A 20,803-nucleotide genomic window follows, 5' to 3' on the forward strand; every position below is an offset into this window, starting at 1 on the left:
TTAATTTAGGATTGTATAATAACAAAGAGTTCTATAAAAACTGAAAAACCATTGTCTACCTGAATTTATTTCAGAATCCAAAAACCTTTCACTCATATTAGATGCTGAAACAAGTTCAGCTTGACGGTTTAGTCAACTTTTATAGAACCCCTTAATATTAACTAGCCATTAAAAAGTGGAAGATCTTGCATCATATCCAGAACTTCTGCTTCAACTTTTATCAACTCCGTGTCATCTTCAAAATTGGTGATCACACGATCTATAAGATCTACGATCTTCGTCATATCATCTTCTTTAAGTCCACGCGTGGTTACAGCTGCAGTTCCAATTCTAATCCCAGATGTAACAAAAGGAGACTTATCATCAAAAGGAACCATATTTTTATTCACAGTGATCTCTGCCATCCCCAAAGCTTCTTCTGCTTGTTTTCCAGTTATATTCTTATTTCTAAGATCTATTAGCATCATATGGTTATCTGTTCCGCCAGAGATCACATCGTAATCTTTAGCCACGAACGCAGCTGCCAAAGCTTTTGCGTTTTTCTTAACCTGAACCATATAATGAAGAAAATCATCTGTAAGAGCCTCACCAAATGCTACAGCCTTCGCTGCGATAATATGCTCTAAAGGTCCACCTTGGTTTCCAGGAAATACTCCACTATCTAGTAAAGCGGACATTTTTTTAAGATTACCATTCTTCAATTTTAAACCAAAAGGATTATCAAAATCTTTCCCCATCATGATAATTCCACCACGAGGTCCACGTAAAGTTTTATGGGTTGTAGAAGTTACTACATGACAATGAGGTAAAGGATCCCCTAAAAGACCTTTAGCAATAAGTCCTGCAGGGTGTGCGATATCTGCAAATAAAATAGCCCCAACACTATCGGCTATTTCTCTAAACCTTTTATAATCTATTTCTCTTGAATATGCTGAAGCTCCTGCAATGATCATTTTAGGTTTTTCCCTTTCAGCAATCTCCGCCACGGCATCATAATCTATTAATCCTGTTTCTTTAACTACCCCGTAAAACACAGGTGTGTATAATCTTCCAGAAAAATTTACTGGAGAACCATGAGTTAAATGACCTCCATGAGAAAGATCGAAACCAAGAAATTTATCTCCTGGTTGCATACAGGCATGAAAAACTGCTGTATTAGCCTGAGAACCAGAATGTGGTTGCACATTAGCATATTCCGCATTAAAAAGTTCTTTCAGGCGATCTATAGCCAAAGTTTCTACCTCATCTACGATCTCACAACCTCCATAATATCTTTTTCCCGGATATCCTTCAGCGTATTTATTTGTTAGTACAGATCCGGCCGCCTGAAGCACCTGATCACTCACAAAATTCTCACTAGCAATTAGTTCTAAACCATTCAGTTGACGGTTTCTTTCAGCTTCTATCAGATCAAAAATTTGTGTATCTTGTTGCATGTTACATTTTTACGTTAAATATTCCTCAAAAGTAACAATTCCAATCGGTTAATTGCTGGAAAATAATAACTTTGAAATCAATACATTTAAGAATAAAACAAAATAATATATGCCTATTACAGCAAATGATCCTAAAAGAAAAACCTGGCTGGACATTCCAAATGATACTGATTTTCCAATTCAAAATATTCCTTTTGGTGTATTTTTAACTAGAGATGATATTATTACTATTGGGACCAGAATCGGTGATTACGCCATTGATCTAGGCGCCCTACATCAATTAGGATATTTTGACGAGATTCCACTTACAGATGATATTTTTCTTCAAGATACTTTAAACGATTTCATATCGGATGGTAAAAAAACATGGCGTTTGGTGAGAAACCGAATCGCTGATATTTTTGACGCCAAAAATCCACAATTAAAGGATAATCAAGATCACCGAAATACGGTTCTTTTTACACTAGATGAAATTGAGATGCAACTACCTGTGCAGGTGGGAGATTATACCGATTTCTATTCTAGTAAAGAACATGCTACGAATGTAGGAACTATGTTTCGTGATCCAGATAATGCCCTTTTACCAAACTGGTTGCATATTCCTGTTGGATACCATGGAAGAAGTTCTTCTATAATCCCTAGTGGAATCCCAGTACATCGACCACAAGGTCAGACTTTACCTGCTGGAGCTACAGAACCGGTTTTTGGACCTTCTAAATTGGTGGATTTTGAATTGGAAATGGCTTTTATAACTACAGATGGAAATCCTATTGGAGAGCCTATTCCTATAGATGAGGCTGAGGATTACATTTTCGGGATGGTTTTATTTAATGACTGGAGCGCAAGAGATATTCAGAAATGGGAGTATGTGCCATTAGGCCCCTTTTTAGCTAAGAATTTCGCCTCTTCCATCTCTCCATGGATAGTTACATTAGATGCTTTAGAGCCCTTTAGAACGACGAGTCCGGAACCGGAAAAGGAATTACTTCCTTATCTTAAATTTAAAGGAAAGAAGAGTTTCAATATTAATTTAGAGGTTGCTATCCAACCAGAAAATAAAGAAGAAACAACGATCTCTAGATCCAATTTTAAATATATGTATTGGAACATGAGTCAGCAGTTGGCTCATCATACTGTGAACGGATGCCCAATTAATTCTGGAGACATGATGGGTTCTGGAACTATTTCTGGACCAACTCCAGATTCTTATGGATCTATGTTGGAACTATCATGGAGAGGTGAAAAACCTGTAAAACTAAATGATGGTAGCGAACGTAAATTCATCCAAGATAACGACACAGTTATCATGCGCGGTTATTGTGAAGGAAAAGATAGAAGAATTGGTTTTGGGGAGGTTAGCACTAAACTTTTACCAGTTTATGAACCACAAACGAAAACGAAGAAGAAATAAATTCTTTCAATTATAAAAAAATGGCTATCTAATACTAATTAGATAGCCATTTTTCTTTCAGATCAATTCTCCGAATTACTTTTTAGTACTTTGAGAATCTTTCTTTTGTCCACCTGTTTGAGGATTACTCTTTGTTCCAGGTTTCTGAGTTGATTTTTGATCTTTCTTTTGCTGATCTTTTTGATTTTCCATGATACTATATTAAAATGGTTAATAAATAATAGTATGAAGATACGTGTGTAATTTCTTACTTAATAGATCTTTATAACAATTTTAACCAACCCTACTAAAAGCTTACAAAAAGAAAATTGTAAGAAATACGTGTTAATTATACTGTCTTTAATTTCTCCACATCTATCTCACTATGTGAAGCATTATAAATAGCTTTTCCATCCTTGATAACAATTAATTGCGGGCTTTCATGAGGAACATTAAATCTAGTGGCAATCTTATTAGAAATGTCTCGATAGCTTAATAGATCTAGAAAATATAATTTAATGGAATCTGGTTCCAGATTATAATTTTGCTCGAATTGTCTTAATACCATTCTACTAATTCCACAGGAAGTAGAATGTTTTAAGATTGCTATTGGTTGATTAGAAGAATCATCAGCTATTTCTTCCAATGTTTCAATTTGAGTCAGCTGAATCCAAGGAACACTTATTTTTTCTGGTTTATTTTCGTTAGAATCAGACTTGAACATTTTATCAAAAAATCCCATATTCATTTTTATTTTAGATTGCAAAAATAGGATTTCAAGTAATAAAACCATCCATCCAAATATAAAAGTTTAATTAAAGAACTCTAATTACAAAATTCTAAATGCGTAACTTAATGTATAATTAGACAGACAAAATGTCTGCACAAACCCAGTGATAGCGGTCATTTTGACAGTGCTGTTCTGTTGGTATATGCTTTGATATTTACGTTTTGTATTTAAATCTAATCACATGAATTTAAACAACTTTACTATAAAATCACAAGAGGCAATTCAGCAAGCTCAACAACTTGCCCAGGAATTAGGTCATCAACAAATAGAAAACGAACATATCTTCAAAGCCATTACCTTGGTCGATGAAAATGTAACTCCCTTCCTTCTTAAAAAACTTAATATTAACGTTGGGCTTTTTACCCAAATTTTAGATAAAACTTTAGAGAATTTCCCAAAAGTTACTGGGGGAGAGATAATGCTGTCTAGAACCGCATCTGCTACTTTAAATGAAGCTAGTAGTATTGCCAATAAAATGAAAGATGAATATGTTTCTATTGAACATCTTATTTTGGCAATATTTAAATCTTCCAGTAAAGTAGGCCAGATCTTGAAGGATCAAGGTGCTTCAGAAAAAAATCTTAGAGCCGCTATAGAGGAATTGCGTAAAGGAGATCGAGTAACCTCCCAAAGTGCGGAAGAGACATACAATTCTCTTAATAAATACGCTAAAAATCTAAATAAATTAGCTGAAGAAGGTAAACTAGACCCGGTTATTGGTCGTGATGAAGAAATTAGAAGAGTACTACAGATTCTATCTAGAAGAACAAAAAATAATCCGATGCTAGTTGGAGAACCAGGAGTTGGAAAAACCGCAATTGCTGAAGGTTTAGCGCATAGGATCATAGATGGAGATATTCCTGAAAATTTAAAGAACAAACAAATCTTCTCTCTAGATATGGGAGCTTTAATTGCAGGAGCTAAGTATAAAGGAGAGTTCGAGGAACGTTTAAAGGCGGTAATTAAAGAAGTTACCGAAAGCGAAGGAGATATTGTACTATTTATAGATGAGATCCACACTCTTGTTGGTGCCGGTGGCGGACAGGGAGCTATGGATGCCGCAAATATTTTAAAACCAGCATTAGCTCGAGGAGAATTAAGAGCTATCGGTGCCACTACCCTAGACGAATATCAAAAATATTTTGAAAAGGATAAAGCTCTGGAAAGACGCTTTCAAAAAGTAATAGTAGATGAGCCAGATACAGAAAGTGCTATTTCTATTCTTCGTGGGATCAAGGAAAAATATGAAACTCACCATAAAGTACGCATCAAAGATGAAGCAATTATTGCTGCGGTAGAACTTTCTCAGCGCTACATTACCAATCGTTTTCTTCCAGATAAGGCTATAGATCTTATGGATGAAGCTGCATCAAAAATTAGAATGGAGATAAATTCTAAACCAGAAGAATTGGATGTGCTGGATAGAAAAGTAACTCAATTGGAAATTGAAATTGAAGCTATAAAACGTGAAAATGACGAATCTAAATTAAAGATGCTTACTGCAGATCTTGCGAATCTTAAGGAAGAACGCAATGAACTTAATGCACGTTGGAAAAACGAAAAAGAGGTTGTAGATAATATTCAATCGGCTAAATCTGATATCGAGCAATTTAAACTGGAAGCTGAAAGAGCTGAACGCGATGGTGATTATGGAAAGGTTGCAGAAATTAGATATGGTAAAATAAAAGAAGCACAAGAGCGATTAGAAAAACTGCAGCAGCAAGTTGAAGACAATCAGGATAGCAAAACGCTTATAAAAGAAGAAGTTACTTACGAGGATATTGCAGAAGTGGTTGCAAAATGGACTGGAGTTCCAGTTACCAAAATGCTACAAAGTGATCGTGAGAAATTGCTGAAACTAGAAGATGAGTTGCACAAGAGAGTTGTGGGACAAGAGGAAGCTATTCAAGCCGTAAGTGATGCTGTAAGAAGAAGCAGAGCCGGTTTACAAGATCAAAAGAAGCCCATTGGAACATTCTTATTTCTTGGTACTACTGGAGTTGGTAAAACAGAATTAGCGAAAGCGCTTGCTGAATATCTATTTGATGATGAATCTGCAATGACGAGGATCGATATGAGTGAATATCAAGAACGTCATGCTGTAAGTAGATTAGTAGGAGCTCCTCCAGGATACATTGGTTATGAAGAAGGCGGCCAACTTACTGAAGCTGTAAGAAGAAAACCTTATTCTGTGATTCTATTAGATGAAATTGAAAAGGCGCATCCAGATACTTTTAATATTTTGCTTCAGGTTTTAGATGAAGGTAGACTTACAGATAATAAAGGGCGTTTAGCCGATTTTAAGAATACCATTATCATTATGACCTCTAACATGGGTTCTAGTATTATTCAGGAGAAATTTGAAACTGTGAAAGATCTGGATACTGCAATGGAAAGTGCAAAAGTGGAAGTTCTTGGATTACTAAAGCAAACAGTTCGCCCAGAATTTATTAATAGAATAGATGATATTATTCTGTTCACTCCGCTAAACAAAAAGGATATTCTTAAAATAGTAGGCCTTCAGTTAAATGGACTCAAAAAAATGCTTTTAAAGCAAAATATTGTTCTCGATGCCACTAAAGAAGCACTGGAATTCCTATCTAAACAAGGTTTCGATCCTCAGTATGGAGCAAGACCAGTGAAACGAGTTCTGCAACGTGAAGTATTAAACAAATTATCTAAAGAGATCTTATCTGGTAAAGTAAAAACAGATAGTATTATTTTGTTAGATGAGTTTAATGACACGTTAGTATTTAGAAATCAAGAAGAACTTGCAGGAAAAGAGGAATAAAAACATTCTAAGTTAAAACACCTCATCCTAGTTCTAATAGCCATCGGGATTAATCGAGAAGCTAAACTAGATAACTACAGTATTGTTGGAAGCTGGAACAAATTCAGCTTGAGAATATTCACAAAAAAAAGGCTGCTTAATAAAATAAGCAGCCTTTTCTAATAAGTGAAGATCTATAATCTACCACTTATCTATTTCATCACGTAATTCCTCTTTGGTTTTACCTGTTTTTTCTTGTAAACGTCCCATCATCTCGTCAAACTTACCTTCACTGTAAGTTACATCATCATCGGTAAGCTTACCGTATTTTTGTTTGAATTCACCTTTAACTTGTTTCCATTTTCCTTCAATCTGATCATTATTCATAATTATGGTTTTTAGTTATTAATACTCAAATCTAAGATTTACTACTTCCCAAATGTGTCAACAAACTCCTATAATAATCTTAAGGATTTGTTATTTTTACCGTTTAACCCATTTCATGAAAAGAATATTATTATTAGTCATTGCAGTTGCCTCACTTACTTCATGTGGTACTCCTAAAAGATTGACATCTACAAATATTGAACTTCATTATTTAGATGATTATATTTTGCCTAGTGACCTTATGGTTGACGGAACTAAAGTTGGGGGCCTTTCGGGTATAGATTATTATAATGATACCTACTATCTAGTTTGCGATCATCCCGGGAATCCAAGAATCTATAAGTCGGAAATTATACTGAAGCAAAATCTAATTGACACCGTTATTATTTCTGAAGTAATAAAGCTGAATAGATCTTCTGGCTTTTTAAAAGCAAATACTTTAGATCTTGAGTCTGTTAGAATTGATAGCGATCCTAACCAAATTATTTTAACTAGCGAAGGTTCTATTTCGAAGAATCAAAAACCTTCAATATTTTATGTGAATGCTGAAGGGAAGTATATTAAAAACTTCGAGCTACCAGATTACTTTGCTACAACTGGAGTTCAGAAACCAAGAAATAATGGCGTTTTTGAAGGTTTAACAACAGATTTCAAAAATGAAGGCTTTTGGGTAGGTATGGAACTTCCGCTGACTAAAGATGGTTCTAAACCCAAATTGTATCCTACCAAATCTCCAATAAGAATTACACATTACAATAAAGAATCTGGAAAAGCCGATGAACAATTTGTTATTTCACTGGAGAATATCTCAAAGATCCCTTGGAAATATTTTGCGGTTAATGGTCTTACTGAACTAATACAATATGCACCGAAAAAATTCCTTGTCTTGGAAAGAGCTTATTCTGCAGGTCATGGCAGTTATGGAAATACCGTTCGGATATTCAATGTAAATTCAGAAAATGCTACCAATACTTTAGATTTTCAAAACCTAAGAAAGGAGAGGTATAACAAAGCCAACAAGGAGTTAGTTTTCGATTTTAAATCGGTGAAAAAGAGATTGACAGATGGGATTATAGATAATGTTGAAGGAATGACCTTTGGACCAGATCTACCAAATGGAAATAAAACCTTAATTCTTGTTTCAGACAATAATTTTAATACTTTAGGAAAACAATTGAATCAAGTAATTCTGATGGAAGTCATCATTAAATAATAAAAAATATGAAAAGTTTAGCTCTTATACTTACTATCGTTCTTTCAATTTTCAATATTAGTCAGCCCAATAATCTTGAAACTGAAAAACAAAAATCTGTTGAAAGTAATAATGAGATCACTACTTATTACTTAATTCGGCATGCAGAAAAAGACAGAAGTGATGCCACAGAAAAAGACCCTTTATTGACTAATCAAGGGACTGCAAGAGCAAAAAATTGGGCTAAGGTCTTTAAAGATGTTCCTTTTCAAATGGTTTACAGCACCAATTACAATAGAACTAAAGCCACAGCGCAACCCACTGCCACTTCAAAAGAATTAGAACTTAACATCTACGATCCAAATAAAATGTATGATGAAAAGTTTCAGAAAGAAACCAAAGGTAAAACCGTTTTAGTCGTAGGTCATAGTAATACTACTCCTGCTTTTGTAAATGCTATTCTAAAGGAAAAGAAATATACAGATATCCCAGATAATGATAACGGATATTTATTTATTGTGACTCTTAACGCAGATAATTCGGTGAGTTCACAAGTGCTTCATATTAATTAGGCAAATTATACAATCAAGAAAAATCTGAACATTCCCTAAGGCATTAAAGCAAACTCAATTCTACAGCCATCATACATTTATAGTATCTTTGTAGCCTAAATAGAATTTATGCTTTTTGAAGACTTACCCTTATCCCAAACTATTCAGCAGGGAATATCTGAACTTGGACACACCGCTCCTACTCCTATTCAGGAAAAGGTTATTCCAGAAATATTAAGAAGGAACGATGTGATTGCTTGTGCCCAGACTGGAACAGGAAAAACAGGTGCTTTTGCCATTCCGCTTTTACAGCTCTTAAATAAGCGAGTAGAAGATCCTAAAATAAAAGCTAGCCTATCTGTTTTAATTGTAAGTCCTACCCGAGAATTAGCAGTTCAAATCGCCGAGAACATCAAGGAATATTCAAAGTTTACTAATATAAAATCTGGAGTTGTATTTGGTGGTGCATCGATGCAACCACAGATCAATTTATTAAAGGATGGTTTACATATTTTAGTTGCTACACCAGGAAGACTTTTAGATCTTCGAAAACAAGGCTATATAAATCTTGACGAAGTGGAAATTTTGGTTTTAGATGAAGCCGATCTTATGCTGGATATGGGTTTTATAGATGAAGTACAAAAGATAATTAGGCTTGCCCCAAATTTGGTACAACGGTTAATGTTTTCTGCAACTATTCCACCAAAAGTTCAGGATCTGGCAAAATCTTTACTTCAGAATCCAGAGAAAATTGAATTGACCACTAATTCTTCTGCAGCGCCAACAATCGCCCAAAAACTTTATTTAGTACCTAAGCAGGACAAAGTAGAATTGCTACTATACGTAATGCGAAATGTGGTTAAAAATAAATCTGTCCTAATCTTTAGAAGAACGAAGTTTGGAGTTGAAAAAGCTTTACAGTCTCTTGTTAAAAATGGATTTAAAGCCGATGAACTTCACGGAGATAAAAGTCAGTCTGATAGAACATCTGCTTTAGAAAGATTTAAAAATAAAGAAGTGAATATTCTGGTCGCTACAGATCTAGCAGCTCGTGGATTAGACATAGATTCTCTAGATTTTGTGATCAATTTTGACATCCCAAGTATGTCTGAAGTATATGTGCATAGAATTGGGCGAACAGGACGTGCTGGAAGTGTTGGAACTTCAATTTCATTTTGTAGTGCAGATGAGAAAAAATATATAAAATTTATTGAAACCTTGATCGGGAATAAAATCCCTGTAGAGACAGAACATCCTTATCCTCTAGAAAAAGATGCAGAACCTGTAGTTCATAAAAAGAAAGGCAGTAAACATAAAAAGGGACGCAAGGGAAGTGGATCTAAGGCGAACAAAAAAAGGTGGTATAAATAGATTTTTTCCTGATATTATTATTGAGCCTGTCGAAGTTTGGCGTTTTTAGTAATGAGAGTCTTCGACAATCCCGATAGCTATCGGGACAGACTGACATCTAGAACAATTTGGCAAATTTCTATTTAAGCAGTACTTTAATTATTCGAAAATCTTGGCTATGAAAAGAATCCTGACACTATTAATTATTGTTACTTCTTTATTTGCATGTTCAAATGATGATGATAATTTAAAAATGGATCCTGAATTAAATGGAATCTGGGTACTCACGGACATGAATTGCTTCTGTGGATTCGATCCGGAAACCAATATCAATGATTTCAGCCTCAATTTTAATAATTCAGAAAATACTGTTATAGTACAAAATCCAAGAGAAGATTATTTCTATATAGCCAACTCAGGAACCTTTAATTATACGCTCACTGATGATGGTATATTAAAAATAAATGGGTCAGATGACTTTATATATAAGATAGATGGAGCTGTTCTCACGCTAACCAGAATAGACGACCCTCAAATTGCAGATGACGAATTGGAGCTAGTTTATAAGAGGCTTCAGCAAACTGAAATGTAGCAAAAAAAACTCCGAAGAATTCTCTTCGGAGTTTTTTTATTACTTACATTATCGGAGACTAGCGAGTCAACTTTTTATATTTAATACGCTTCGGCATCAAATCTCCACCCAAACGTTTCTTTTTGTTCTCTTCATAATCGGAGAAACCACCCTCAAAGAAATATACTTGAGAATCTCCTTCAAAAGCAAGAATATGTGTACAAATTCTATCTAAGAACCATCTATCGTGAGAAATCACCACCGCACAGCCTGCAAAGTTATCTAAACCTTCTTCCAGCGCACGCAGGGTATTCACATCCAAGTCATTCGTTGGCTCATCTAATAGCAATACGTTTCCTTCCTCCTTTAGTGTCATTGCAAGGTGCAAACGGTTACGTTCTCCCCCAGAAAGCATACTTACTTTCTTATTCTGTTCTCCACCACCAAAATTGAATCTACTTAAATATGCTCTGGAATTTACTTGTTTTCCTCCCATATTAATAAGCTCTTGCCCATCACTAAAGTTCTGCCAGATCGTTTTCTCAGGATCCATATTAGAATGACTCTGATCTACATACGCGATCTTTGCCGTATCTCCAACTTCAAAACTTCCTTGATCTGGAGTAATTTCTCCCATGATCATTTTAAATATCGTGGTTTTACCGGCACCGTTAGGTCCAATAACTCCAACAATTCCCGCTTGCGGCAAAGTGAAATTAAGATCTTCATAAAGCAATTTATCATCAAAAGCTTTACTTACTCCTTTAGCTTCAATAACGTTTGTTCCCAAACGAGGTCCATTAGGAATATAGATCTCCAATTGTTCGTCCATCTTCTTTTGATCCTGACTCAATAATTTATCGTAATTATTCAATCTAGCCTTTTGCTTAGTTTGTCTACCTTTTGGAGACATACGAGACCATTCTAATTCTCGTTCTAAAGTTTTTTGACGTTTGCTGGCAGTTTTTTGCTCTTGTGCTAAACGTTTAGATTTTTGATCTAACCAAGAAGAATAGTTTCCTTTCCAAGGAATCCCCTCTCCTCTATCTAATTCTAAAATCCATCCTGCAACATTGTCAAGGAAATATCTATCGTGAGTTACGGCGATCACCGTTCCTTTATACTGAGATAAATGATGTTCTAACCAATGCACAGATTCTGCATCCAAGTGGTTAGTTGGCTCATCCAGTAATAATACGTCTGGTTCTTGTAATAATAATCTACATAATGCAACTCTCCTTCTTTCCCCTCCAGATAATACTCCAATTTTCTTATCGGAATCCGGAGTACGAAGCGCATCCATTGCAATTTCTAACTTTGTATCTAATTCCCAAGCATTAGAAGCATCGATCTCATCTTGTAAAGCTGCCTGTTTATCCATGAGTTTTTGCATTTTATCTGCATCCTCATAAACCTCAGGAAGTCCAAACATATCGTTTATCTTATTGTATTCATCTAAAATTGCTACAGTCTCAGCAACTCCTTCTTTAACAACTTCTAAAACAGTTTTTTCATCATCTAATTGTGGCTCCTGCTCCAGCATACCAACGGTATATCCCGGTGAGAAAACTACATCTCCTTGATAATTCTTCTCCATTCCTGCAATGATCTTCAGTAATGTAGATTTACCAGAACCATTTAGTCCTAAGATCCCAATCTTTGCTCCGTAAAAAAAGCTTAAGTAAATATTTTTAAGTACTGGTGTGTTCGCTCCTGGAAAGGTTTTAGTTAACCCAGACATGGAGAAAATCACCTTATTATCATCTGCCATTTTATATGTTTATTTAATTATACTTTTTTAAAATCTTATAGTTAAACCAATCTATTTACTACATAGAGAAGGAAGCTATAAAATTTTAGAAATTTGAAAGTACAAATATCCTAAATTTTAATCTCTTCCCGGCAATGCAAACCTAAATTATGCGGGATACAAACCTAAACTTCTTAAAACGATCATTAATTGACCTGTATGATATGCATTGTGCTCTATTACCAACAGAATCTCCCTGATCAAGCTATTTTTAGTTTCTGAATTTACAGGTCTTGATAGGTCATTATTTGTATGCTTTATATAATTTATAAATTCTTGTTGTTCTTGAAAATAGTTAGTCTTCAATAATTCCCAATCTTCAGAAGAGTTTAGAGAGTTACTTTTAGGCCAATAATCTTGCGGCCATTGATGAGCTATATAATCTTCATTTTTTACATAATCTAAGATGTCCTTTTGCGCAAAGCGCATATGATAGAAGATCTCATAAAAAGAATACGGTAAATCCTTAGGTCTCTTGCATATTTCTTCTGAAGAAATAAATTTTAACAAATCTTGGACAGGCATAAACGCAGCGCCTCCCTTTATATGTTCAATTAACTGATTTTTAATTTCTTGCATCTGCTATGTTTTAGATTTAGTCATTTAAAAATATAGATATCGTTGAAGAGTTGGCACTTTAATAAGATATTTTAAAACATTTTCAACCTTAAAAATTACATCGATTTTGTATTTTAGCCAAGATACTGATGTTGGAATAAAATCCCGAAATTATTCTAATCTCATCGGTTTCTATTTAAGCATTAATAATCGGGCAACATAATACTACTATTCCTATGGATCTTAACTTCAATAAAAATGAAGATCATAACAAATTATTACTTTCAACATTAAGACAGAAGCTCGCTCAAGTAAAACTTGGAGGTGGAGAAAAACGAATTGAAAAACATCATTCTAAAGGCAAAATGACGGCCCGAGAGCGCATAAATTATCTTTTAGATGATGTAGATGCTGCTATTGAACTTGGTGCTTTTGTAGGAGATGAAATGTATGAAGAACATGGTGGATGCCCTAGCGGCGGAGTAGTTATTAAAATAGGACATGTTTCCGGAAAGCAGTGTATTGTAGTAGCAAATGATGCTACTGTGAAAGCGGGTGCTTGGTTTCCTATTACCGCGAAAAAGAATCTTAGAGCTCAGGAAATAGCTATAGAAAACAGACTGCCAATTATTTATTTGGTAGACAGCGCAGGAGTATATTTACCAATGCAAGACGAAATTTTTCCAGATAAAGAACACTTTGGAAGGATCTTTAGAAATAATGCGGTAATGAGTAGCATGGGAATTACACAGATCTCGGCAGTAATGGGAAGTTGTGTTGCGGGTGGAGCTTATTTACCAATTATGAGTGACGAAGCTATTATCGTGGAGAAAACAGGAAGTATCTTCTTGGCCGGAAGCTATTTAGTGAAAGCTGCTATTGGGGAATCTATAGATAATGAAACTTTAGGTGGTGCTACTACGCATTCTGAAATTAGCGGGGTTACAGATTATAAAGCCAAAGACGATAAAGACGCCTTAAATAAGATCAAGTCTATTATGGATAAGATCGGGGATTACGATAAGGCTGGTTTCAATAGAAAAGATCCTATTAAACCTAAATTAGATCCAAATGAAATTTTTGGGATCCTGCCAAGAAAGCGTAACGATCAATACGACATGCGCGAGATTATCTCTAGATTGGTAGATGATTCTGAATTTGAAGAATATAAAAAAGAATACGGGCAAACAATTATCACAGGATATGCAAGAATAGATGGCTGGGCTGTTGGTATAGTTGCCAATCAGCGTAAGATTGTAAAAACGAAGACCGGAGAAATGCAATTTGGTGGGGTGATCTATTCAGATTCTGCCGATAAAGCAACTCGTTTTATTGCAAACTGTAATCAGAAGAAAATTCCTTTAGTATTTCTGCAAGATGTTACCGGATTTATGGTAGGTAGTAAAAGTGAACATGGCGGAATCATTAAAGACGGAGCAAAAATGGTAAGTGCAGTAAGTAACTCTGTAGTTCCAAAATTCACTATAGTAATTGGAAACTCTTATGGCGCAGGAAATTACGCGATGTGTGGGAAAGCATACGATCCTAGATTTATTGTAGCCTGGCCAAGTGCAGAACTTGCGGTGATGGGTGGAACTCAAGCTGCAAAAGTATTGGCTCAAATAGAAACTGCCTCTATGGCTAAAAAGGGAGAGAAAGTAGATGAGCAAAAAGAAAAAGAAGTTTTCGATAAGATAAAAGCGCGTTACGATAAACAAACTTCACCATATTATGCCGCTGCTAGATTATGGACAGATGCAATAATTAATCCGCTAGATACCAGAAAATGGATCTCTACAGGAATTGAAGCTGCCAACCACTCACCTATTACCAAAGATTTTAATTTAGGAGTTATTCAAACTTAATTTATGCGATACATTTTATATGTTCTTCTTATTCTTTTCTCTTTTAAAGGATTTTCACAAGACACTTCTACAGTTAGAAAAGTGGTTGCAACTTACGTAGATCTTAAAACCTATAAGGAAAAGGGAGAACCTCTAACTAAGCAAGACAGCTTAGATTTTATGATAAGAGGAAAGGACACTTTAGTACTTGTCCCTAGGGAATTCATTCAAAAACTTCGAGATGGAGATGGAACCGAGGTAAGGGTTAAATATGAGCCTAAAGATTCAGTATTTCTAGAAACATATAAGAGCATCGTTTTTGGTAAAAAGGAAAACTCGAAAGCGACCCTGAAAGTATGGAAAGATGATATAAAAATCTATTTTGATACCACTGTCCCAAAATTACATCGTGATGCTTTAATGAATTTTGCCGAAGGACTTTCTGCAGCAGTGGATTCTTTGAATATTAAGATGGTAGATGTTAAAGAAGATTCAAATTATCTAGTTTATTATATAAATAAAGAGAATGACGAGGATTTTGAACCTAGAATAACCAATAAGACATCAGGATATTATTTGAACTGGAATGGTAAACAACAATTAACCAAGGCTGTGGTTAAGGTAAATACTATTAATATTAAAGCCCAAAATTATCAAATCGCAAGTTTGAAATATAACTTTTTTAAAACTCTAGGATATTTTAAGGATGCCGAGACTCTTGAATGTAGAGCATATTTATCTAAATGTCCAGTAATAAGAAGTTTGACAAAAGATGATATGGAATTATTAAAATATCACTATTCGTATGGGATTTGTAAAGGTACAAACAGGGAGGATTTTGAAGAGCTACATAGAAAAATGAAAAGCACCTTAGAAAATGACCCTACCGCAGAGTTGTTTATAGTTCATACCCCATAAAATTAGATATGAAAAAAATATTCCTCCTAACACTAATTGCCTTTATTGGAGTAAACTCAAGCTTCTCTCAAGTTTTAAGTAACAAGCAAAACCAATATACTGAAGCAGATTCCCTAAGAGGAACTTTAAGTGCAGAACGTGCTTACGATGTGTTGAAATATCATTTGCAAGTACAGATAGATCCAGAAGAACGTTTTATCTCTGGCTTTAATACTATCACTTTTAAGGCTGAAGCAGTATTGCCTATTATGCAGATCGATCTATTCGAAAATATGCGGATAGACTCAATCATGCATGGAAATGATAAACTGGGATACAATAGAAAATTCAATGCTGTTTTTGTTGAATTAAAAGAATCACTAAAGCCTGAAACTACAGACTCTATACAAGTATTTTATTCAGGAAATCCTATCGTGGCAAAAAATGCCCCTTGGGATGGAGGATTTGTTTTCAAAAAAGATGAAGAAGGAAACCCATGGATCGCAGTTGCTGTTCAAGGAACTGGCGCCAGTCTTTGGTATCCAAATAAAGATCATCAAAGCGACGAGCCTGAAGAAGCACTTATAGAAATTGCAGTTCCAAGTGGGCTTACCAATGTTTCTAATGGTAGACTTATAGGTAAAACAGAGCTACAAAACGGCTACACCAGATGGAGCTATAAAGTAAATAATCCAATTAATAATTACGATATCGTTTTTAACATTGCGAATTATGTTCATTTCCAAGATTCCTATAAAGATTTGGATCTAGATTTCTTTGTATTGCCTTATAATCTTGAAAAGGCTAAAAAACAATTTGCAGAAGTTAAACCAATGATGGAATGCTTCTATGAAAAATTCGGGGAATACCCTTTTAAAGAGGATGGTTATAAACTTGTAGAAACTCCTTATTTAGGTATGGAGCATCAAAGTGCTGTAGCTTATGGCAACTACTACAAAATGGGTTATTTAGGCCGTGATCTCTCTGGAACTGGAATTGGACTAAGATGGGATTTTATTATAATCCATGAATCTGGACACGAGTGGTTTGGTAATAGCATCACAGCTAATGATATTGCCGATATGTGGATACATGAAGGTTTTACAACCTACTCTGAAGCTGTTTATATTGAATGTAGATGGGGAAAAGAAGATGCTTTAAAGTATCTAGAAGGGCTTAGGAAGAATATTAGTAATCAGGCCCCAATAATTGGAGATTATGGTGTGAATAGTGAAGGTTCAGGAGATATGTACCCTAAGGGAGCTAATCTACTAAATACCATTAGAAGTATTTATGATAACGATGAACTTTGGTGGAAAACCTTAAAAGATTATACACTTACTTTTAAGCATCAAACAATTGACACCAAAACAGTTGAAGATTTCTTCAATGCCGCAACAGCAACAGATCTTCAACCAATATTCGATCAATACCTTAGATATTCAGCTATTCCAGTCTTAGAATTAAAAGAAACAGGAGAAAGAATTAGTTATAGATGGAAAACAGATATAACTAACTTTAAAATGCCCGTGGATGTGATCATCAACAATAAAGAAATCCGACTTACTCCATCAAATACATGGACAGAATTTTCGAAAGGAGTTAAAGATCTTAATGATATAAAAATCATTGAAAAAGAATTTTATATAGAAACTGAATTAGTTAAATAATTCTAGTAAAATATACTGACTTTATGTTTTTAAAAAGCCTCCAAGTTTGGGTAAACTTGGAGGCTTTTTTTTTATAATCTAAGATTACAGAAAGCATTCTATAAATTATCATTTGAAAATAGGATATTAATTGGAAGGTATTAATATCAATTCTGTTTGGCGATCATTAACATATTTAAAACCATCTTCTCCCCAAAACCCAGCTTCCTCGAGCATAATGCGAATTTCCTTATTCCATTCTGGTAGGAAAACAGTATTATTAAGCTCTATAGCATATACAGTATTTGGATTTAAAACATAATCACCAGTTCCGGGAACACCGCCTTGAGAATCCCACATTCCAATAGTTGGTCCGGCTGAATGTCCATAAAGGCCCAAAGGATGTGTATATATAGAAGGTTTAAGTCCAGATTCTATAGCTTGAGATAAAGATCTCTTTAAAATTTCATTTCCCGCGTCACCGGTTTTAAAATTGGACGTTAAAATATCTTGTAGCTTATTCCCCTTACTTAAAGCTTCAATTAAATACTTAGGAGCTTCATTCTCTTCATCCTTCAAAACATAAGCATGTTGTTGGCAATCTGTATTCAATCTTAAATATGTTACGCCAAAATCGCAATGCAATAAATCACCTGGTTGAATAATACTTTCTCCATATCCATTGGAAAAAGCATCTATATGATCTTTCAATTTTTCATCTTTCCGCTGAATATCTACTGTTGGATGGAACCAAGTTTCCAATCCCAAATCTGTAACTTTCTGGCGCATCCACCAAACTACTTCTTCAGAAGTGGTTTTTCCCGGAGTTATTACTTTATTACTAAAAGCTTCAGCAATAATTTTATGCGTTGTTGCTACCAATTCTTCATATAACTCCATTTCCATAGGAGTTCTAGTTTCTATCCAACCCACGGCAAGATCTTCAGCAGAAACTATTTTCTGTTTCATCACACTTGGTAAGTTTTCAAGAAATTCTACATGATCTGTTTTTACCAAACCATCTGCAATTGCAAAGTTTTTAGAATAATTCAAACCTATCTTCGAAGGATTTTTTTTAGCAATAAGATCTATAAGCGCTTTCCATTGATCAGGTTCCTTTTCTTTATCCCAAACAGATTTAATATTATCTCCAATATTATATCTTGCTACTGCCATTCGCTCAACCAGATTTGAATCTTTTGGCTTATAAAAAACTAAAATAGTACGCCTTCTTGCATTCAACCAAGTTGCCGGTAACATCGTTTTTAAAACAGGATCTTCGTTATACTCTCTAGAAATTAAAATCCACATATCTATTCCCGTTCTATCCATCAAGTTTGGCAGTAAATTTTCGAATTTATCTTGAAGGATATTATCTATAACTTCTGCTCTATTTTTTTCTGAAAGAATTTGTGCATTAAGAGATAAACTACAGCATAGAAAAAGGAAGAAAAACTTAGACATTTAAACAGTTTATTGTTGCAGATTAATAAGAGGTGTTACTTAATTTTGCTTCTAAGGGTATTTATTCTATGGATCTTCCCATTAGGAGTTTCCTCAAATTTCTGAATTAAATAGATTTTCTTCGGAATCTCATACTTATGCAGCTTCTTTACTGATCTTACTTTTAATTGTAGTTCCGCCAATAATTCCTCAGAAAAATCTGCCTCAATAAACAAGACCAATTTTTCTCCTAATGCATCATCTGGCATTCCAATAAGGAAAAAACGACCATCAATAACATCACTCAACTTTCTTTCAATATCTTCTGGATACAATTTTATACCTCCAGAGTTTACCACATTATCATATCTACCTTTCCAAAGAAATTTTTTATAGGTAAGAATTTCTACTACATCATTAGTCACTAATATATCGTCGGAAATGCTAGGTGCATTTATAACTAGGCAGTCCCTGTTATCTTTAGAAATATGCACATTAGGCATTAACTTAAATGGAGCTGGCTTTTTCTTATTCTTTTTGGTGTTTAGCTTTTTAGCAGCAATGTGAGAAACAGTCTCTGTCATCCCAAAGGTTTCATAAACTTTAGTGTTTAAACCCTGAACTAATGCTTGTAAATTAGGAGAAACCGCCCCGCCCCCAACAATTAATTTCTTTATTAGATGTAATCTGCTAATAGAATTATCTAATTGAAAAGGTGTCATTGCACAAAAATCGTATGTTTTATACAAATTATCCAGCGGATTTGAAGAAGGCGGTACCAGATCTAGTTCCCATCCTAAAACCATTGCTCGAACTAACATCATTTTACCTGCGATATATTTTGCCGGTAAACACATTAATGCTGTACAACCTGCTGGAAGATCAAAAAATTTGCCGGTAGCTAAGGCAGAATTGATCATATGTTCTTTTCTAACCTTAATTTTCTTTGATTTCCCAGTAGAGCCAGAGGTATTCACTTCGATAAATTCTGAAGGTCTAAGCCAGTCTAATAGAAAATCACCAACCTCTCCTTCGTGAGGTTCCCCTTCTTTTATTAAGTTGTAAGCAACTTTTGCTAAATCTTCATTTGAGAAATGTAACTTATTGATTTTGAAACCAATGTGAGTATCCGGAATACAAAATTTATCGATCATCAATTTAGTTTTTAACAAAATAGTTGATATTTCTCTTTAAAATTAACAAAAATATTTATGAATTATCTGTATTCTGAATATAATTATCAACAATGGGATCTTCCACCTTCCCTGTTAGTTTTTCTTTCCAATCCTTCCATCCATATTTCTTAGCCATTATGAATAAAAACAATGGGTAAACCACAAAAATCGGGATCAATATATCTACTCCTGCCGTTGGGTCTGAGATATCTATCAATAATGAGTTTGTTTGGAAAGCGGTCCAATCTGCAGTAACTAGCACAGCGGTGAGTAAATTATTACCGGCATGAAAACCTAAAGCTAATTCCAATCCTTCATCCATAAGCGTCATGATACCTAATAGAAAACCTGTTCCTATATAATAGATCATTATGATATTTCCCATTTTAGTGACTTCGGGATTAAAGAAATGCAAGCCTCCAAATACAACAGATGTTAATATTAAAGGGAACCATTTATTCTTAACCAAAACCCCTATTCCTTGCATTAAATAACCACGAAAGAGATATTCTTCAAAACTGGTTTGTAATGGAATCATTATTACAGCTATAACTAGCATAATAAAGAAGGGCTCTGGCTGAAAGTTAACTAAGTAATCCTGTGGGTTGGAAAAATAATCGAATGCTGTAACTGAGATGGAAAAAATTGCCACCAAGCCAAAGCCAAAGAAAAATCTACCCCAATCTATTTTTTTGCGAGAAGTAGTTACTGTTCTAATAGGTTGATAATGGATGTATTTAACCACAAAAAATAGAGCGAAAAGCCCCACAGCAAAGGTTAAAAGCAATAAAAAAAGATTTAAATTAGAGTCAAGAACCTTTAACATTTCCGTCTCTTCCATTCCCACTATATCCATACCGCCTTCCATAAACATAGCTATAGCTAAGGGAATCTGTCCAAGTATTACTGCGAAAATTATTATAGAAACACCAAGTAAGTATCTCCAGAAACTATGTTGGTAATTAAATGCTTGTTTAATGAACATGTATA

General features: G+C 34.6%; 17 protein-coding genes. 9 read left to right on the forward strand and 8 right to left on the reverse strand.

Going from position 1 to position 20,803, the window contains the following annotated elements; all coding sequences use genetic code 11:
• Positions 1–161: 161 nt before the first annotated feature.
• Positions 162–1,436, reverse strand: coding sequence for a serine hydroxymethyltransferase (gene glyA / locus BC962_RS08975; protein WP_121345653.1), 1,275 nt, complete (start codon positions 1,434–1,436; stop codon positions 162–164).
• Positions 1,437–1,545: 109 nt separating this feature from the next.
• Here glyA and fahA point away from each other — a divergent pair, with 109 nt between their 5' ends.
• On the forward strand, positions 1,546–2,847 hold the full coding sequence (fahA, locus tag BC962_RS08980) for a fumarylacetoacetase (RefSeq protein WP_121345654.1): 1,302 nt from the start codon (positions 1,546–1,548) through the stop codon (positions 2,845–2,847).
• 328 nt (positions 2,848–3,175) lie between these two features.
• Here fahA and ytxJ read toward each other — a convergent pair whose 3' ends face one another.
• The gene (gene ytxJ, locus BC962_RS08985) at positions 3,176–3,568 is read right to left on the reverse strand and encodes a bacillithiol system redox-active protein YtxJ (protein ID WP_121346052.1); all 393 of its coding nucleotides are present in this window, start codon (positions 3,566–3,568) and stop codon (positions 3,176–3,178) included.
• 229 nt (positions 3,569–3,797) lie between these two features.
• Between ytxJ and clpB the strand changes: the two genes are divergently transcribed.
• Positions 3,798–6,407 carry an ATP-dependent chaperone ClpB gene (gene clpB / locus BC962_RS08990; protein WP_121345655.1) on the forward strand — a complete coding sequence of 870 codons (2,610 nt, stop codon included), beginning with the start codon at positions 3,798–3,800 and terminating at the stop codon, positions 6,405–6,407.
• Between the two features lie 180 nt (positions 6,408–6,587).
• Here clpB and BC962_RS08995 read toward each other — a convergent pair whose 3' ends face one another.
• A complete protein-coding gene (locus tag BC962_RS08995) occupies positions 6,588–6,773 on the reverse strand; it encodes a CsbD family protein (protein ID WP_026839124.1) in 186 nt (61 codons plus the stop codon).
• 115 nt (positions 6,774–6,888) lie between these two features.
• On the opposite strand from BC962_RS08995, the gene BC962_RS09000 reads away from it, so the two are divergent.
• The 4 genes from BC962_RS09000 (at position 6,889) to BC962_RS09015 (ending at position 10,458) form a co-directional block, all read left to right on the forward strand.
• Entirely contained in the window at positions 6,889–7,986 is a 1,098-nt protein-coding gene (locus BC962_RS09000) for an esterase-like activity of phytase family protein (RefSeq protein ID WP_121345656.1), read from the forward strand.
• 8 nt (positions 7,987–7,994) lie between these two features.
• Entirely contained in the window at positions 7,995–8,537 is a 543-nt protein-coding gene (locus tag BC962_RS09005) for a SixA phosphatase family protein (RefSeq protein WP_121345657.1), read from the forward strand.
• 108 nt (positions 8,538–8,645) lie between these two features.
• On the forward strand, positions 8,646–9,887 hold the full coding sequence (locus tag BC962_RS09010) for a DEAD/DEAH box helicase (protein ID WP_121345658.1): 1,242 nt from the start codon (positions 8,646–8,648) through the stop codon (positions 9,885–9,887).
• Positions 9,888–10,044: 157 nt separating this feature from the next.
• Entirely contained in the window at positions 10,045–10,458 is a 414-nt protein-coding gene (locus tag BC962_RS09015; RefSeq protein ID WP_121345659.1) for a lipocalin family protein, read from the forward strand.
• Positions 10,459–10,516: 58 nt separating this feature from the next.
• Here BC962_RS09015 and ettA read toward each other — a convergent pair whose 3' ends face one another.
• Positions 10,517–12,208 carry an energy-dependent translational throttle protein EttA gene (gene ettA / locus BC962_RS09020; RefSeq protein ID WP_121345660.1) on the reverse strand — a complete coding sequence of 564 codons (1,692 nt, stop codon included), beginning with the start codon at positions 12,206–12,208 and terminating at the stop codon, positions 10,517–10,519.
• Positions 12,209–12,355: 147 nt separating this feature from the next.
• On the reverse strand, positions 12,356–12,826 hold the full coding sequence (locus BC962_RS09025; protein ID WP_121345661.1) for a DinB family protein: 471 nt from the start codon (positions 12,824–12,826) through the stop codon (positions 12,356–12,358).
• A gap of 215 nt (positions 12,827–13,041) precedes the next feature.
• Between BC962_RS09025 and BC962_RS09030 the strand changes: the two genes are divergently transcribed.
• The 3 genes from BC962_RS09030 to BC962_RS09040 are packed head-to-tail and all read left to right on the forward strand — an operon-like array spanning position 13,042 to position 17,216.
• On the forward strand, positions 13,042–14,670 hold the full coding sequence (locus BC962_RS09030; RefSeq protein ID WP_121345662.1) for an acyl-CoA carboxylase subunit beta: 1,629 nt from the start codon (positions 13,042–13,044) through the stop codon (positions 14,668–14,670).
• A 3-nt stretch (positions 14,671–14,673) separates the two neighbouring features.
• Positions 14,674–15,567, forward strand: coding sequence for a hypothetical protein (locus BC962_RS09035; RefSeq protein ID WP_121345663.1), 894 nt, complete (start codon positions 14,674–14,676; stop codon positions 15,565–15,567).
• Positions 15,568–15,575: 8 nt separating this feature from the next.
• Complete coding sequence (locus BC962_RS09040) at positions 15,576–17,216, forward strand: M1 family metallopeptidase (RefSeq protein WP_121345664.1); 1,641 nt, start codon at positions 15,576–15,578, stop codon at positions 17,214–17,216.
• Positions 17,217–17,342: 126 nt separating this feature from the next.
• Here BC962_RS09040 and BC962_RS09045 read toward each other — a convergent pair whose 3' ends face one another.
• From BC962_RS09045 to BC962_RS09055, 3 genes are read right to left on the reverse strand one after another with little or no spacing between them, the layout of a single operon-like run.
• Positions 17,343–18,659, reverse strand: a complete 1,317-nt coding sequence (locus tag BC962_RS09045) for a M24 family metallopeptidase (protein WP_121345665.1) — start codon at positions 18,657–18,659, stop codon at positions 17,343–17,345.
• 35 nt (positions 18,660–18,694) lie between these two features.
• Positions 18,695–19,792 (reverse strand): AMP-binding protein, encoded by a 1,098-nt coding sequence (locus tag BC962_RS09050; RefSeq protein ID WP_121345666.1) that lies wholly within the window; start codon positions 19,790–19,792, stop codon positions 18,695–18,697.
• A gap of 55 nt (positions 19,793–19,847) precedes the next feature.
• Positions 19,848–20,798, reverse strand: coding sequence for a CPBP family intramembrane glutamic endopeptidase (locus BC962_RS09055; RefSeq protein ID WP_121345667.1), 951 nt, complete (start codon positions 20,796–20,798; stop codon positions 19,848–19,850).
• Positions 20,799–20,803: the final 5 nt, after the last annotated feature.

Source organism: Gillisia mitskevichiae (genome assembly GCF_003634585.1).
GTDB lineage: Bacteria > Bacteroidota > Bacteroidia > Flavobacteriales > Flavobacteriaceae > Gillisia > Gillisia mitskevichiae.